General features: G+C 33.9%; 15 protein-coding genes. 3 read left to right on the top strand and 12 right to left on the bottom strand.

Annotated features, from left to right (window positions below):
- Window position 1: 1 nt before the first annotated feature.
- From mutS to Trichorick_RS00055, 5 genes are all read right to left on the bottom strand, one after another.
- On the bottom strand, window positions 2–2,677 hold the full coding sequence (mutS, locus tag Trichorick_RS00075) for a DNA mismatch repair protein MutS (RefSeq protein ID WP_323738244.1): 2,676 nt from the start codon (window positions 2,675–2,677) through the stop codon (window positions 2–4).
- On the bottom strand, window positions 2,662–3,090 hold the full coding sequence (locus Trichorick_RS00070; RefSeq protein WP_323738243.1) for an HIT family protein: 429 nt from the start codon (window positions 3,088–3,090) through the stop codon (window positions 2,662–2,664). The genes mutS and Trichorick_RS00070 overlap by 16 nt, the downstream gene beginning before the upstream one ends.
- 187 nt (window positions 3,091–3,277) lie before the next feature.
- Entirely contained in the window at window positions 3,278–3,937 is a 660-nt protein-coding gene (locus tag Trichorick_RS00065) for an amino acid ABC transporter ATP-binding protein (protein WP_323738242.1), read from the bottom strand.
- A complete protein-coding gene (locus Trichorick_RS00060; RefSeq protein WP_323738241.1) occupies window positions 3,921–4,568 on the bottom strand; it encodes an amino acid ABC transporter permease in 648 nt (215 codons plus the stop codon). The genes Trichorick_RS00065 and Trichorick_RS00060 overlap by 17 nt, the downstream gene beginning before the upstream one ends.
- A complete protein-coding gene (locus Trichorick_RS00055) occupies window positions 4,556–5,299 on the bottom strand; it encodes a substrate-binding periplasmic protein (protein WP_323738240.1) in 744 nt (247 codons plus the stop codon). The genes Trichorick_RS00060 and Trichorick_RS00055 overlap by 13 nt, the downstream gene beginning before the upstream one ends.
- Window positions 5,300–5,422: 123 nt before the next feature.
- On the opposite strand from Trichorick_RS00055, the gene Trichorick_RS00050 reads away from it, so the two are divergent.
- Both Trichorick_RS00050 and Trichorick_RS00045 read left to right on the top strand, forming a co-directional pair.
- Complete coding sequence (locus Trichorick_RS00050) at window positions 5,423–5,872, top strand: arginine repressor (protein ID WP_323738239.1); 450 nt, start codon at window positions 5,423–5,425, stop codon at window positions 5,870–5,872.
- Between the two features lie 418 nt (window positions 5,873–6,290).
- A complete protein-coding gene (locus tag Trichorick_RS00045) occupies window positions 6,291–6,677 on the top strand; it encodes a hypothetical protein (protein WP_323738238.1) in 387 nt (128 codons plus the stop codon).
- A 191-nt stretch (window positions 6,678–6,868) separates the two neighbouring features.
- Here the strand turns inward: Trichorick_RS00045 and Trichorick_RS00040 are convergent, their stop codons facing one another.
- Complete coding sequence (locus tag Trichorick_RS00040) at window positions 6,869–7,705, bottom strand: DEAD/DEAH box helicase family protein (RefSeq protein WP_323738237.1); 837 nt, start codon at window positions 7,703–7,705, stop codon at window positions 6,869–6,871.
- Between the two features lie 182 nt (window positions 7,706–7,887).
- Between Trichorick_RS00040 and Trichorick_RS00035 the strand changes: the two genes are divergently transcribed.
- Window positions 7,888–8,181 (top strand): hypothetical protein, encoded by a 294-nt coding sequence (locus Trichorick_RS00035; RefSeq protein ID WP_323738236.1) that lies wholly within the window; start codon window positions 7,888–7,890, stop codon window positions 8,179–8,181.
- Between the two features lie 171 nt (window positions 8,182–8,352).
- Here Trichorick_RS00035 and Trichorick_RS00030 read toward each other — a convergent pair whose 3' ends face one another.
- The 6 genes from Trichorick_RS00030 to dnaA all read right to left on the bottom strand — a co-directional run bounded on the left by Trichorick_RS00030 (window position 8,353) and on the right by dnaA (window position 14,114).
- Window positions 8,353–9,045 carry a sugar phosphate nucleotidyltransferase gene (locus Trichorick_RS00030; RefSeq protein ID WP_323738895.1) on the bottom strand — a complete coding sequence of 231 codons (693 nt, stop codon included), beginning with the start codon at window positions 9,043–9,045 and terminating at the stop codon, window positions 8,353–8,355.
- Between the two features lie 74 nt (window positions 9,046–9,119).
- Window positions 9,120–9,866 carry a YebC/PmpR family DNA-binding transcriptional regulator gene (locus Trichorick_RS00025; RefSeq protein ID WP_323738235.1) on the bottom strand — a complete coding sequence of 249 codons (747 nt, stop codon included), beginning with the start codon at window positions 9,864–9,866 and terminating at the stop codon, window positions 9,120–9,122.
- Between the two features lie 18 nt (window positions 9,867–9,884).
- Window positions 9,885–10,478, bottom strand: a complete 594-nt coding sequence (locus Trichorick_RS00020; RefSeq protein ID WP_323738234.1) for a Maf family protein — start codon at window positions 10,476–10,478, stop codon at window positions 9,885–9,887.
- A 397-nt stretch (window positions 10,479–10,875) separates the two neighbouring features.
- The gene (gene infA / locus Trichorick_RS00015) at window positions 10,876–11,091 is read right to left on the bottom strand and encodes a translation initiation factor IF-1 (protein ID WP_316353481.1); all 216 of its coding nucleotides are present in this window, start codon (window positions 11,089–11,091) and stop codon (window positions 10,876–10,878) included.
- A gap of 444 nt (window positions 11,092–11,535) precedes the next feature.
- On the bottom strand, window positions 11,536–12,687 hold the full coding sequence (gene dnaN, locus Trichorick_RS00010) for a DNA polymerase III subunit beta (RefSeq protein WP_323738233.1): 1,152 nt from the start codon (window positions 12,685–12,687) through the stop codon (window positions 11,536–11,538).
- A 26-nt stretch (window positions 12,688–12,713) separates the two neighbouring features.
- On the bottom strand, window positions 12,714–14,114 hold the full coding sequence (gene dnaA, locus Trichorick_RS00005; RefSeq protein WP_323738232.1) for a chromosomal replication initiator protein DnaA: 1,401 nt from the start codon (window positions 14,112–14,114) through the stop codon (window positions 12,714–12,716).

The following is a 14,114-nucleotide window of genomic DNA, read 5'->3' as shown; positions in this document are numbered from 1 at the left end:
TTTACATCATGCTTCTTAAGATATAGAGTACTTCTAACGCCTCTTTTGGTGATAAATTGTCTGGATTGATACTACCAAGTTCTTGTACTATCTTACTGTATTTCGCTATTTTTATTTCTTGAGCGCTATTATTGAAATTAAATAAACTTAAATTATTAGATTCAGTATTTAATATCTTTTTTTCCTGTTTATCACTAATATTTTCAAATTTCTGTAAAATTTCATTGGCTCTTAATATTACTGCTGACGGCAGTCCAGCAAGCTGAGCCACATGTACTCCATATGATTTATCAGCATGGCCTGGAATGATTCGGTGTAAAAATAAAATTTCATTGCCTAGTTCTTCAATATCCATAGTATAGTTAGTTAAAGCTGGTAATAATTTATCAAGCTTAATCAATTCATGATAATGGCTAGCAAACAAACATCTACATCTTAAAGTATCATGCACATATTCAAGTACCGCCCAAGCAATAGCAACACCATCATAAGTTGAAGTACCTCTACCAACCTCATCAAGAATAATCAGTGATTTACTGGTAGCTTGCGCTAAAATTGCTGAAGTTTCTAGCATCTCAACCATAAAAGTAGACTGCCCTTTGAACAGATCATCGCCAGAACCAATACGACTAAAAATCTTATCAACTATGCCTATTTTTGCAAAACTTGCCGGCACAAAACTTCCAATTTGCGCTAAGATGGTGATAATCGCATTCTGCCTTAAAAAAGTACTTTTACCAGACATATTTGGTCCGGTTAATAGCTGAATGCGATTTTGCTCAGAAAGAACACAATCATTATGAGTAAATGATTTACTATTGATGTTCTGACTTCTTTCTACGACCGGATGTCTGCCGGCATTTACCACAAAACTACTATCATCAACAATTTCGGGTTTGGTATAATTATATTCATCAGCAATGTAACCCAGATTACAAAATACATCAAGAGCGCTTAAGCTCTCAGCTAATCTAGCTATAATAGTTGATTTATCAATAACTTGCTGACATATCTTAACATACAACTCCTGTTCAAAGGCTACCACCAGACTACGCGCATTAACCATATCACTTTCCAGTTTCTGTAACTCAACAGTAGTATAACGCACCGCATTAGCAGTAGTTTGCCGGTGGATAAACTGCTCATCAGTAATTTTATTACTATGACGTGCAGTAATTTCAATAAACAAGCCAATAACGTTATTATGCGATATTTTTAAATTTTCAATACCAGTTTCCTGCTGATACTTTATTTTAAGCTTATCAATATGAGTTTTACCGTCATTGATTAACATGTATAATTCTGCTACTCGTGGGTGATATTCAGGGCGAATAATGCCGCCTTCACTTAAACTATTTGGAGCAGTGTCCAGTATCGATTGACTGATTAGCTCATATAATTCAGTATCTCCGGATAAAAATTGAGTTAAGTGCTCTATATTATCAGCTAACTTTATACTAAAATTACTGATAAACAGCGCCTTAATTTCTAGAGCTACAGCCAGAGTATTTTTTATACCTAATAAATCCCTAGGTAAACTACGACCCATAATTACTCTCGTCAAACAACGTTCAAGATCGTCAACTTTTTTGAATAAGCCCCTGATTTTTGTTGTTATTACTAAATTATTATAAAAGAAATCAACTATTGCTAAACGGTCATTTATGGCCGCAATCTGAGTTAAGGGAGCGGATAGGAATTGATATAAAAGACGACTACCAGCTTTGGTAATAGTATGATCAATAACACCTAAAACACTACCTTTAACGTGACCGCTAAGATTTACCGTTAATTCCAGGTTACGCCTAGCAGCAATATCAATATTCATGAAATGATGGTAGTTTACAATTTTAGGGAAAGGTAACTTATTTAGGTGCTGTTTTTGAGTTAATGATAAATATTCAAGAATACTACCAATAGCACTGATCTGTAATTCTGAAACTTCGCCAATAGCGCTGATATCCGAGATATTATAAAAATCTAAAATAATTTTTAGAGTTTTATTGGTGCTAAAAAAACTATTAACCTGAAAAGTAATTGGTTGTAATAACTTATGGATTGCTTCTGCTAATGCTCCGGCTCTTAGGCTATCACTTAATAAAATTTCTTTTGAAGCCAGCTTAGCCAGCTCATTAACCACCTCCGATAACGGCAATTCAACTACAGCAATAAAAGATGTAGACAGATCCACATAACAGATTGCTGCTTTATCTTTTACTGTGACTACACTGGTTAAATAATTTGGCGTTGCTGTACTTACTAATATATCTTCAGTAATAGTACCAGGGGTTATAATTCGTGTTACTTCTCTTCTAACTATCGCCTTGTAACCTCCTCTTTTTCTTGCATCTTCTGGAGTTTCGAGCTGCTGACAAATGGCAACTTTCTGTTCTGCTTCAAGTAATTTATTTAAATAATGTTCCAATGCATGCACTGGAACACCACACATAGCAATAGCATCTTCACCGATTTTGCCGCGCCTAGTTAAAGTAATACCAAGGATTTTGCTAGCTAGAATTGCGTCTTCAAAAAATAATTCATAAAAATCACCCATTTGAAATAATAGCAAATAATCAAGATGAGCAAATTTAAGATCCAAATATTGTTGCATAACAACAGTAGATTGTTCATAACCATATTTTTGATGAAATTCAGCTAAGTTCATGTTGGTTGCCATCTGCTTTCTACGAGCTTTACTAATTTATCGGTTATATCTTTACGTACATTCGGATCATAAGCTTTCTTATCACCACCAAAAACCGGTTGAGGCCAAGCAAGATCATGACTATATCTGGCAACAATGTGAATGTGTAGCTGGGGTACTATATTGCCTAAAGCTGCTATATTTAATTTATCTGGAGCAAAGGCATCAATCATCACTTGAGAAACTAAACTTATCTCCTCCATCAAAATTATTCTGTCTTGTTGATTTAAGTCGATTATTTCTTTTAAATTATTTTTTCTAGGTATCAACATAACCCATGGAAAGAAAGAATTATTTACCAGCATTACTTTACTTAATGCAAGGTTTATCAGTTCAAAGCTATCATTACTTAATCTTGGATCAAGATAAAATATATCATTATTCATTAGACCTCTTGCATAACCTATTCCGGTTGGTAATTTTGTTGTCAAAACTTGTCTCCGTTCTTCACGTACAAGGGTACGCTGCGGTACTCGCCTGCGTGTCTCCTAAAAATTCCTCAACCGTCTCTAGGTTATGCAAGAGGTCTATTATTACCTCAAAATAGAGAATGTTTAATAAACTATTATAATTTTAATAAAAAGCCTTTAAATATTGAATCGGATTTTCTAAATCTTGTAACCTGACATCAGCTGCTACCGTTGCATTTTTTAATAATATCACACGATCAGCAATCTTAGTTATGAAATCTAAATCATGTGAGGCTATTACCATAGTTACTTTCATATCGCGTATAGAGATTAATAAAGACACCACATCGATGATAGTGGCCACGTCTAAACCAGAAGTAGGCTCATCACAAAGTAATATTTCAGGTTGCATCATTAAACTTCTTGCCAGAGCAACCCTTTGTTTTTGTCCACCAGATAATTGGTGAGGAAAACATTCCACCTTATCAGCCATGCCCAGATTCTGCAATAGCCTAATAGCATTATTATTATGATTAGCTAGCGATTTTCTGTCATGAATATTTGGTGCGTAAACCAAATTTTTCAATATAGTCATATGCGGAAAAAGCTGAAAATCTTGAAACATAAAACCACTTTTACCAGTAAATATGATTTCCCCGGAATCCAACTCTTCCAATTTTTGAATACATCTAAGTAAGGTTGATTTTCCTCCACCAGAAGGCCCCGCAATACCAACAATACTATTTGTTTCTATGTTCAAGTTAATATTATTTAAGACTAAGCTAGTACCATATTTCTTGTAAATATTATTTATGCTTAGCATAATTCCATCTCAATTCAAGTTTTTTACCAGTATATTCAATTAATAAGACTAAGCCATAATAATAACAACCTGCTATACAAAGCGGTATAAAATAAGTAAATTGCTCAGCTGCTATTACTTGGGCTCTACGTAACAGATCCATGCCGCCAATTGTTGAAATTAAAGCAGTCTCTTTAAGCAACCCGATTACTTCATTTATCATTGCCGGCAAGATATTTCTAGCAACTTGCGGCAAGATTATATCTTTCCACATATAAAAATTTGGAATTTGTAAAGTCTTTGCCGCTTCAAATTGTCCTTTTGATAGACTTTCAATCCCTGATCTTAGAATTTCTGCGATATAAGCAGAACTATTTAATCCAAAAGTTAATATGCCAGCTACTAGAATATTTAACTTAATTCCAATGATTATCGGTGCCAGAAAATATACAAAACTAAGTTGTAAAATTAATGGTGTACCACGTATTATTGAAATAAAACGATTGATAACAGTATTGGCAATATTGTTATATCGCAATATTGCTAACAATGCCCCAAATAATAATCCGATAAGAATGCCACCAATTAAAAGTTGTAAAGTAAGTAAAATTCCACCACCTATAAATGAAATATGCTGAATTAATTTTTCCATTCAATATTCTCCATCCATTTTGCTTCCAGTTTTTTAATTTCACCCCTCGCCTTTAAAGCTTTAAGAACAAGATTTACTTTATCTTTTAATGGTGAACCTTTATTAAAAGCCATGCCATAGCCATCGCCGGATTCAGCAATAACCGCATAAGATAAACCTGGGTTTTCTTTACTAAATATGGCACCCTGCACCCCATTTACAAAAACAACATCAGAATTGCCTGCCTTTAACATTTCTACAGCTTGATTATTATGATCAACAGCTATTATTTCTGCTTTAAGGATATTAGCTTTTAACCATATTTCCATGGTCGACCCAAGCTGACAGGCAATTTTCTTACCGGATAATTGTGATTTATTGGTAATAGGCTGCTCATCTTTATACAATGTAGCAAAATTCTCGTTATAATACGGTTCTGAGAAATCAAAATTTTGCTGACGTTCTTCAGTGATTGTTATAGTAGCAATCCCTATATCAACCTGCCCGCCCGTAAGAGCCGGCAAAATACTGCTAAATTGTATATTTTCAAAAACCGCTTCTTTTCCTAATTCCTTAGCAACCAATTTAGCCAAGTCAATATCAAAACCCTTGATTTCACCATGGTCATAATATTCAAATGGTGGATATTCAGCAGAAGTGCCAAACTTAAGAATATTTGCGGATTCTTTATTATTACAACCTGCAAAGAAAAACGTTGAAACAACTAGTAAACTGGTAATATATTTTTTCATAATCTACCTATATTCATATTTTATTCACTTTATGAATATACAAATTCCTACTTGCATTGTCAATGATTTATGAATATTATTTCAATAATAATGATTACATATTCATTTATTAGAGGTTTATAGATGTCACGCAGTAACGCAATAGATGGTCATATTTTAAGTATTATTCAGAGTCATGAAATTCATGAGCAAATAGATTTACAGAATATGCTAAAAGAACGAGGACATGATATACCCCAAGCAACTCTTAGCAGAAGATTAAAGAAATTAAAAATTGCCAAAGTCAGTGGGGTATATAAAGCGATAGATTTAAATATGCCAACTCTCCCCATTGTGCTTAATATTCAAATCTCAGAATTTGGCTTGATTATATTGCATACTCATCCAGGAAATGCTAGTAGCCTTGCTTATTTTATAGACCAGAAATATGTAAACTATCGTAATTCAGACTCTGGAATCCTAGGAACAATAGCAGGAGATGATACTATTCTTTTAATTATCAAAAGCAAAAATGATTTAAACAAAGTGCTAAAACTTCTGCAAGCAGAATTTCCGTATTTAAGAATTACTTAAATCTGGAGTTTTATGTTTAAGCAAATTTTGCCATAATCTACCTCCTGCACACACTGAACATCATCCCGACACACAAATCTGAGATAGGCGTTCTTCAAACCTCAGCTCAGGTTACTATACATTACACACCGGAATCTCTACTAGGACGCTCTATTGTTGGCTGTGTAAATTTAAGCGAGAAAAATATCGCCGGTTTTCTCTCTCAATTTTTACTGGTTGGTTTTGCTGATGCAAACGACAGTATTTGTTTAATCGCTGCTGATCTCAAAGTATCTAATGGCCAAAAAATGCATTAAACCGTTGTGTTACAATAAACTCACATTAAATAATAACTTAATTATAAAACATATTTTCCTGTTTTAGTTGGTTTATTATATGTTAATATTTTAATTATAAATTAACTATATGGAGAAAATTTATGGCTGGCTGTTGGGAAAGTTTTACTAATATTGTAAAAAAGATTTGCACTTGCTGCAAACCTGTGATTGAAAAAGTAATAGAAGTAGGTGCTAAATTATTAGAAGAAAAATTGAATGACGAATTAAGCAAGCATAATATAGATGACGGAATTAAACAGGCAATCAAAGATTCTGCTCAAACATTCATTAACGGTGGCGCAGTGGTTACAGAACAAGCGTTAAACGATTGGACTAAACAACATGTAGAGAGCACTATAAAACTTGTTGCATCACATGAAAAAAACTCTACAGTCCCTTTTGTAGACTTTCAAGTTCATGATAATGTAATACAAACCAATCTTGCTGGACAACAGCATAATGAAATTAATCTAGATCTACAAAACTAATAATCAATAATACACTTGGTACTAAATAGTACCGCTTGTTAACAAAACCTCTCTTTCAAAAGTGAATTTTGCGAGAGAGGCTTTGTAAAGAGTGTTCAATAAACCATACGCATCAAGCTAAGGAAAAAGAGACGAGTATTATTTCAATTTATATAATTTAGTTTAGCGAACACTCTCATTTGTACCTTCACCTATTCAGCTAGAGAAATCATAGTTTCTGCATGAAGAGCTCCTGCTATCTCAATGCAATTAAGCTCATCACTATTAAAGATAAGATCGTAATGTGTTGCATGTCTTGGCGCAATTTCAACAATTTCCAATTTTTCATTGAAACCGAGATTTAATAAGAATTCCTTTAAGGAAAGAGTCTTATCAATCGCAATTTGTTCATCTGTGGGCAGTAGATGCAATGCCTTTCTGGCATAGGCAATCATTTTATCAAATTGGCTATTATAGGCCGCTATTACTTGCGATCGAGTAAGTAGCTCCAACGCTTCTTCGGAGCTTTGTTTTTGCGTATAAATTCTACTAAACTGATCAAGTGGCACTAAAGGATCACGAAAATTTTTAATATCACCATCTTGTTGTTGAGCCTGATCATTACGATCTTCTAATCGTTTTAAAAGCTCTGTAAACGGACAAAATATCAACACTGATCTCAATGGTAAAATAATATTTTGCGTAGAAAGATATTCTAAAAAGTGACTACTCTGATCAGCATGCATAATCACCGATCTTCCATTTAATGAATGATTGATGGCGTCATCAAACATTGCAAACTGCATCGATGGATCTGTTGGGTCTCGTGGATCACGACGCAAATCAAGATCTTCTTCAAAACGATCTGGCTCTAGCTCTTTTAAACCTTTAACAATAGATGATTTGCCGACAGTTGAGGTTCCAGCAATGAGAATAAAATCTCCTTTACCGACATAACACGGAAAATAGTGAAACTCTGCTAATTGCGCCTGAAAAGATGACTCCATCAATAAATAATTAACAATAGACTCATTTAGAAATAACTTCATGCATTACCTATATTTTTGTAACTAACTTAGTAATATAAAAATATAAAAATAGCAATAAATATTATGCAAAAGATCTACTTAAATTATTATTTAAATAATATTTATAATTATTAATAAATCTATTGTTTTTTTTACTATTTATGGTATTATAACTTTAACTAAAATTTATTAAGAGATGATGTATGACAATAGAAGATAGTGCTTGGGATTTTCTTCCATCTTACAGCAAGAATGGTTACATAGATAATAATGCTATTATTTGGCGATTTACTCAATCAGTAACAATAAATTTATTAACCAATAACCTTGACCAAGAAGTTTACAATACTGCAAAAAGCTTTTTACACTCCAGTATATTAGTAGAGGATGGAATTATAGTTACTTTTATCGGTAACACAGAAATAGAACTAAATAATCATTTCCAACATGTTGATGTTAAACCGGGGGGTGCAATATATTTTCGTGATGATGAATAGTGTATTTAACTCGTCATTGCAAGAGCTAAAACTCGAAGCAATCCAGTAAATGCAGTGCAAAGAACTGGATTGCTTCGACCACTAACGTGGTCTCAAAGCTTGACGGTTGAGTATTAATTTTCTTTAACTTAACACGTATGATTTATTGAACATTTCCTAAAGTGCTTTTTGTTATACTTCATGCTGTGTTTTTATAATATTATTTGCCTCAAGTAATTCCTGTTGAGTGTTTACACCAACTACAATTTGGTTATCAGTAGATAATAAATAAGATACTTTTTCATTATAATTCTGACATATCTCAATTATACTTGTTAGATAAAACTCACTGGATAATTTTTGCTCTGGTGTTACACAATATGGTATATATTTTTTTAATATACCTGGTGCAAATACCATAACTCCTGAATTACATAAAGTAATTTTCTTTTCTTCTTCACTAGCATGTTTAAATTCAACAATTTTAACAAGATTACCAAATTTATCAGTAACTATTCTTCCATATTGTCCAGGATCATTACGCTCAAATATTAAAGTACTTACAGCTGAATTTGTTGATATTAAATGATTTAATAACTTTTTAATAATCGATGAAGAAATAAAAGGATTATCACCATATACCACAGTTACAGGTACGTGTTCTGCGATTAAATCCAATACACAATATACAGCATGAGCAGTGCCCAGTGCCTGCTTTTGTAAAGCAAACTTACAAAATTCTTTATAAGGAGCCAAATGAGGTTTTAGTTGCTCAGAATAAACTAGAACAATATCTTCAGTCACAGCAAGAGTGTTTGATAACACTCTTGCAATCATTGGCTTACCACCAACCTCATGCATTACTTTTGGCAAATCTGAAGCCATACGACTTCCATTTCCTGCCGCCAAAATGATAATTTGACAACTCACAAACTTAACCTAATTTACTATTTCTAAAGTTAAAACGAAGCTAGTACTTCATCTGATATTTGATAGTTACTAAATACTCTTTGCACATCATCACTTTCTTCTAAAATATCTACCAATTTAAGTAATTTTTCAGCTGCAGCGTGATCATCAACAGTGATGATATCATGTGGTTTCCAGCCGATATATGATTCAATTGGTTCCCCATATTTTTGCGTGAGAAAATTAAGACAATCTGAAAATTTATCGATCTCAGTGTATATATAGTGATATAAATCGTCCGACACTACATCATTTGCAGCCAACTCAATTGCATCATTAAGTATAACATCATTAGTTGCAATTGCAGCATCATATTGTATCATTCCTAAATGATCGAACATAAAACTTACACTACCAGTTTCAGCTAAATTTCCACCAAATTTGGTAAAAGCAGCGCGCACATCAGCCGCTGTTCGGTTTTTATTATCAGTAAGAGTTTCAACAATTATCGCAATACCCGATGGCGCAAACCCTTCATATCGCATTTCTACATAATTATCTGTTTCAGTATCACTACTAGCTTGATTTACAGCCTTTTCTATTCTTTCTTTTGGTAAATTATGAGTACGTGCTGCAATAATTACATTACGTAACCTAGGATTATTTTGGACATCGCTTCCTCCTAATTTAGCTGCTGTAATTATTTCTCTCACTAATTTAGTAAACATCTTTGCACGTTTTTTGTCTTGTGCACCTTTACGATGTTGAATATTTTTAAATTTTGAATGCCCCGCCATATGCTCTCATTTAAAAAATTATCTCTCAGTCAAAATTTTGAGTGAATTTAACATATTTAAAGTTTCATATAAAGGCAAACCAATAACATTGGAATGAGATCCAGAAAGAAATATGACAAAAGATTCAGCAAAGCCACTCAGAGCATAACCACCAGCTTTATTTAATCCCTCACCTAAGTCACAGTAAAACGCAATATCCTGATTAGTTAGATTCTTAAACTTGACAACTGTTTGCACTAGTTTTTGTCGGACCTGCAATTGTCCATCAAGTTTCCTGATAACACAAACGCCGGTATATACTCGATGACGCCTACCAGAAAGCTCTTGCAAACAATCTTTAATATCTTCATTATTCAAAGCCTTAGGCAATATCTTCCTACCGGTAGCTACTACAGTATCAGCTGCTATTACAATTCCCTGCTCTATTTGATTGGTAATTTTATTTGCTTTAGCTAAAGCTAGCCGAGTTGCAAGATGCAGCGGTAATTCTCTACGCATTGATGATTCATCAATATCTGCCGCAATGATCTTATCAGGAGTGATTCCTACCTGCTTAAGTAGCGCTAACCTGGCAGGAGATTGTGATGCTAAAATAATCGGCAAACCAGACATGTACTATATTCCGTATATGTTTTTCTGATGTTAAGTTAAAGTAGCCATACGCATCAAGTTAAGGAAATGTAAGTAATATAATTCGTCTGAGCTGAGACCACGTTAGTGGTCGCGGCAACCCAGTTAAACATGTTTTTATTTTCTGGATTGCTTCGGCAACGCCTCGCAATGACGAATTATATTACTTACATTTCCTTAACTTGACGCGTATGGTTAAGTAGCAGACACTAAATAATAACAAAAATTGGTAAACCAAAGTGAAGAATTAGCCGACAACAGTCAAAATTGCAGAAGTGCTAGGAGTTCCTCCGTCTGAGAAGCACAGCGTACACTTTGGTACGCGAGCATCGCAGATTCTTCGAGAGCGACAACGCAATTCTCAATTTTCACCGAGCTACTAATGGCGGTGAATAACACGCCCCTTAGTCAAATCATATGGTGTCATTTCGATAGTCACTTTATCACCAATCAGTATCCTGATACGATTCTTGCGCATCCTACCTGAGGTATGAGCGATGATGATATGATCATTCTCCAATTTAACTCTAAATGTCGCATTGGGTAATAATTCAAGTACCGTACCCATAAATGTAATCAGCTCTTCTTTCGTCATCAAATGCCTGAAATAAATGTTGAGTTAGAATAGCCAAATCAGATATTAAAATCAACAATTTATATTAGACTTCTTCTCACAAACTCTACATTCTTGCGGATAATGTGAGTGCCTCTGGCACTCGCATCCACAATAAACCATTAAAAACTACATTAGGCTCTGTGAACATTTCTACGTAATGAGCGGATCTTAATATAGCGTTCTCGCTCTCTCGACGCGCAGCTGCTTCAGTTTATTTTGGATTCGAGGACGAAAACAACGCAAGATAAGGCCATTATGGAGAAATGTTCACAGAGCCTAGTAAAACGAGTAACTACATCTAGATTGCGACCATACATGACCTCAAAGATTGACGATTTGTATCGTCTCTTTTTTCTCAACTTAACGAGCATAGCTCATTGAGGTATCTGCGGTATACTCACTTAAGTGCCAACTATATAAGTTTTATACTTTTACCGGCATAATCACAAAATAATCTGTGGGATTTTCGAGAACTTTAATTAAAGCAGGAGAGAAAGAATCTTTAAAATGTAATTCTACTTGATCGCATTTAATAATATTTAATACATCACTTAAATATTTAGGGTTAAACCCTATAGTGATTCCGCTATTACCTTCAAAAATACAATAATTTTCTAATATTTCAGAATACGCCAATTGTTCCTTTGCTACTCCCCTTGCCTCACCTGAAGCAGTAACCTGCATAAATGCATCGGTTAAAGTAATTTTAATGGCACGGAATTTATCGATAGTGACAGTTGCCACTCGATCAATAATATTAGCTAATTCTTTAGGGTTTACAGTTAACTTATGATTGCTTTCAGTGGGAATAAAAGCAGAATATTCTGGAAATTGACCATCAATTAGTTTAGACACAATAATTACATTACCACAAACAAATTTTACTTTATTAACTGCCAAAGATATTTCAATATCTGCATTCGCATATCTAGGATCTTTTATTAATTTTAATAATTCATGCACAGTTTTACGTGGTAAAATAATACCAAACTCCTGTACTACTGCCTCTATTTCTACGGAAACTACCGATAATCTATGACCATCAGTAGCAGCAGCACAAAGTTGATTTTCCTTTACATGCAAATAGATACCATTTAAATTATATCTAGTCTCTTCTGTAGACATTGCAAATTGTGTACAGTCAATTAATCTAACTAGGCTTGAGCAAGGTACGGTTAACACGGTTTCTGCTTTTATGGTATCCATCTCTGGAAATTGACTTGCCGGCAATGTCGGCAAGCTAAAAAAGCAATTCTTACCAATTAGTTCTAGCTGATTACCATCACTAGTTTGTTTGATTCTGATTTCCTTATCCGGTATTTTTCTGATAATATCAGTTAATACTCTGGTAGATACGGTAGTAACTCCTGATTTTAATATTTGTGCACCAATATTCTGACTAAAATATAAATCCATGTCTGTTGCTGCAATTTCCAGGCTATTATCTATAGTAGCTAATTTTACATTGCCTAATTCTGCTATTACATGCCTTTTTTCTACCACTGAATTGGCAAAAGTTAATACATGCACTAACTCTCTGGTTTCAACAATAATTTCCAGATCATTTTTATTCATTATTCCATACTCCTATGACACGAAAATTAACTTTGTAATATTCTAGTTAAGGTACTAACTTCTTCTCGAAATTCTACATCAAGCGCACATAATTCTTCAATTTTCTTGATTGCATGCATTACCGTAGTGTGATCTTTTTTACCAAATTTTTTGCCAATATCAGCCAAGCTTTTGGGGGTTAGTATTTTAGACAGATACATTGCTAGCTGCCTTGGTCTTGCAACCGATCTTACCCTACGTGGTGACGACATATCCGACACTTTAATATTATAACGTTCAGCAATTTTTCTTTGAATATCCTCTATAGTGATAATTCTTTCATTAGAACGTAATAAGTCACGTAATATATCCTGAGTATTGTTAAGGTTAACCTCTCTATTTACAAGAGTAGAATGTGCTATTACCTTATTTAAAGCTCCTTCTAACTCTCTAACATTAGAAGTTATTTTAGCAGCCAAAAACTCAATTACATCTTGTGGAATATGAATATTCATTTGCTCGAGTTTTGATTCCAGAATCCCTAACCGCAATTCATAGGTAGTACTATGGACATCAGCCACCAAACCCCAACCGAGTCTTGATTTAATGCGGTCTTCTATATCGTCTAGATCTGATGGAGATCGATCACAAGAAATAACCATCTGACGATTATTATCAATTAAGGCATTAAAGGTATGAAAAAATTCTTCCTGAGTACTATCTTTACCACAAATAAATTGAATATCATCAATCATTAGCACATCTACTGAACGAAACTCTTCTTTAAATGACATCACATCTTTATTACGCAAAGCTTTAACAAACTGATACATAAATTTTTCTGCTGACATATAAATCACTTTTCGCAAAGGATTATGATGTCTTATGTACCACGCGATTGCATGCATTAAATGAGTTTTGCCAAGACCAACACCACCATAAAGAAATAACGGATTAGACTCAACGACTACATTTCGTGATTCTGCCACCGCTCTCGCTGCTGCATAAGCAAGTTCATTCGGTGGACCAACAACAAAATTTTCAAAAGTGAATCGTGGATCGAGGTTTGCAAAACTATTATCTGAACCCAATATTTGCTTACTACTACTTTCTACAACAATTTGTGTACCCACATTAGGTGATAACAGTTCTTGCTCCTGAGTTGATAACACCTTGGTAATAAGCTCAATAACTTTAATATTCTGGTCGTAATGTTGCCAAAATTGCAAAATAACAGTTAAATAATGAGATTTAACCCAATCACGAATAAAATTTGTTGGAGTAGATAACACCACATTATGAGTTGTACACTCCATAAAATATATTTTACTAAACCAACTTCTATGGATTGCTTCTCCATAGTAATCTCTTAGATCACGAGATACTAAACACCAAATTTCTTGGTGATTATAGCTACGCTCGATTACTGCTACTCCATTGTCCAGCAT

Source organism: Candidatus Trichorickettsia mobilis, from assembly GCF_034366785.1.
Taxonomy (GTDB): domain Bacteria; phylum Pseudomonadota; class Alphaproteobacteria; order Rickettsiales; family Rickettsiaceae; genus Trichorickettsia; species Trichorickettsia mobilis_A.
Note: the sequence above shows the minus strand (reverse complement) of the source record. Positions and strands in the feature narration are given on the sequence as shown.

Excerpts from the sequence above, each read along its gene's own strand:
- mutS (WP_323738244.1), bottom strand. The coding sequence starts at position 2,677 with ATGGCAACCAACATGAACTTAGCTGAATTTCATCAAAAATATGGTTAT.
- Trichorick_RS00070 (WP_323738243.1), bottom strand. The coding sequence starts at position 3,090 with ATGAATAATGATATATTTTATCTTGATCCAAGATTAAGTAATGATAGC.
- Trichorick_RS00065 (WP_323738242.1), bottom strand. The coding sequence starts at position 3,937 with ATGCTAAGCATAAATAATATTTACAAGAAATATGGTACTAGCTTAGTC.
- Trichorick_RS00060 (WP_323738241.1), bottom strand. The coding sequence starts at position 4,568 with ATGGAAAAATTAATTCAGCATATTTCATTTATAGGTGGTGGAATTTTA.
- Trichorick_RS00055 (WP_323738240.1), bottom strand. The coding sequence starts at position 5,299 with ATGAAAAAATATATTACCAGTTTACTAGTTGTTTCAACGTTTTTCTTT.
- Trichorick_RS00050 (WP_323738239.1), top strand. The coding sequence starts at position 5,423 with ATGTCACGCAGTAACGCAATAGATGGTCATATTTTAAGTATTATTCAG.
- Trichorick_RS00045 (WP_323738238.1), top strand. The coding sequence starts at position 6,291 with ATGGCTGGCTGTTGGGAAAGTTTTACTAATATTGTAAAAAAGATTTGC.
- Trichorick_RS00040 (WP_323738237.1), bottom strand. The coding sequence starts at position 7,705 with ATGAAGTTATTTCTAAATGAGTCTATTGTTAATTATTTATTGATGGAG.
- Trichorick_RS00035 (WP_323738236.1), top strand. The coding sequence starts at position 7,888 with ATGACAATAGAAGATAGTGCTTGGGATTTTCTTCCATCTTACAGCAAG.
- Trichorick_RS00030 (WP_323738895.1), bottom strand. The coding sequence starts at position 9,045 with ATGGCTTCAGATTTGCCAAAAGTAATGCATGAGGTTGGTGGTAAGCCA.
- Trichorick_RS00025 (WP_323738235.1), bottom strand. The coding sequence starts at position 9,866 with ATGGCGGGGCATTCAAAATTTAAAAATATTCAACATCGTAAAGGTGCA.
- Trichorick_RS00020 (WP_323738234.1), bottom strand. The coding sequence starts at position 10,478 with ATGTCTGGTTTGCCGATTATTTTAGCATCACAATCTCCTGCCAGGTTA.
- infA (WP_316353481.1), bottom strand. The coding sequence starts at position 11,091 with ATGACGAAAGAAGAGCTGATTACATTTATGGGTACGGTACTTGAATTA.
- dnaN (WP_323738233.1), bottom strand. The coding sequence starts at position 12,687 with ATGAATAAAAATGATCTGGAAATTATTGTTGAAACCAGAGAGTTAGTG.
- dnaA (WP_323738232.1), bottom strand. The coding sequence starts at position 14,114 with ATGCTGGACAATGGAGTAGCAGTAATCGAGCGTAGCTATAATCACCAA.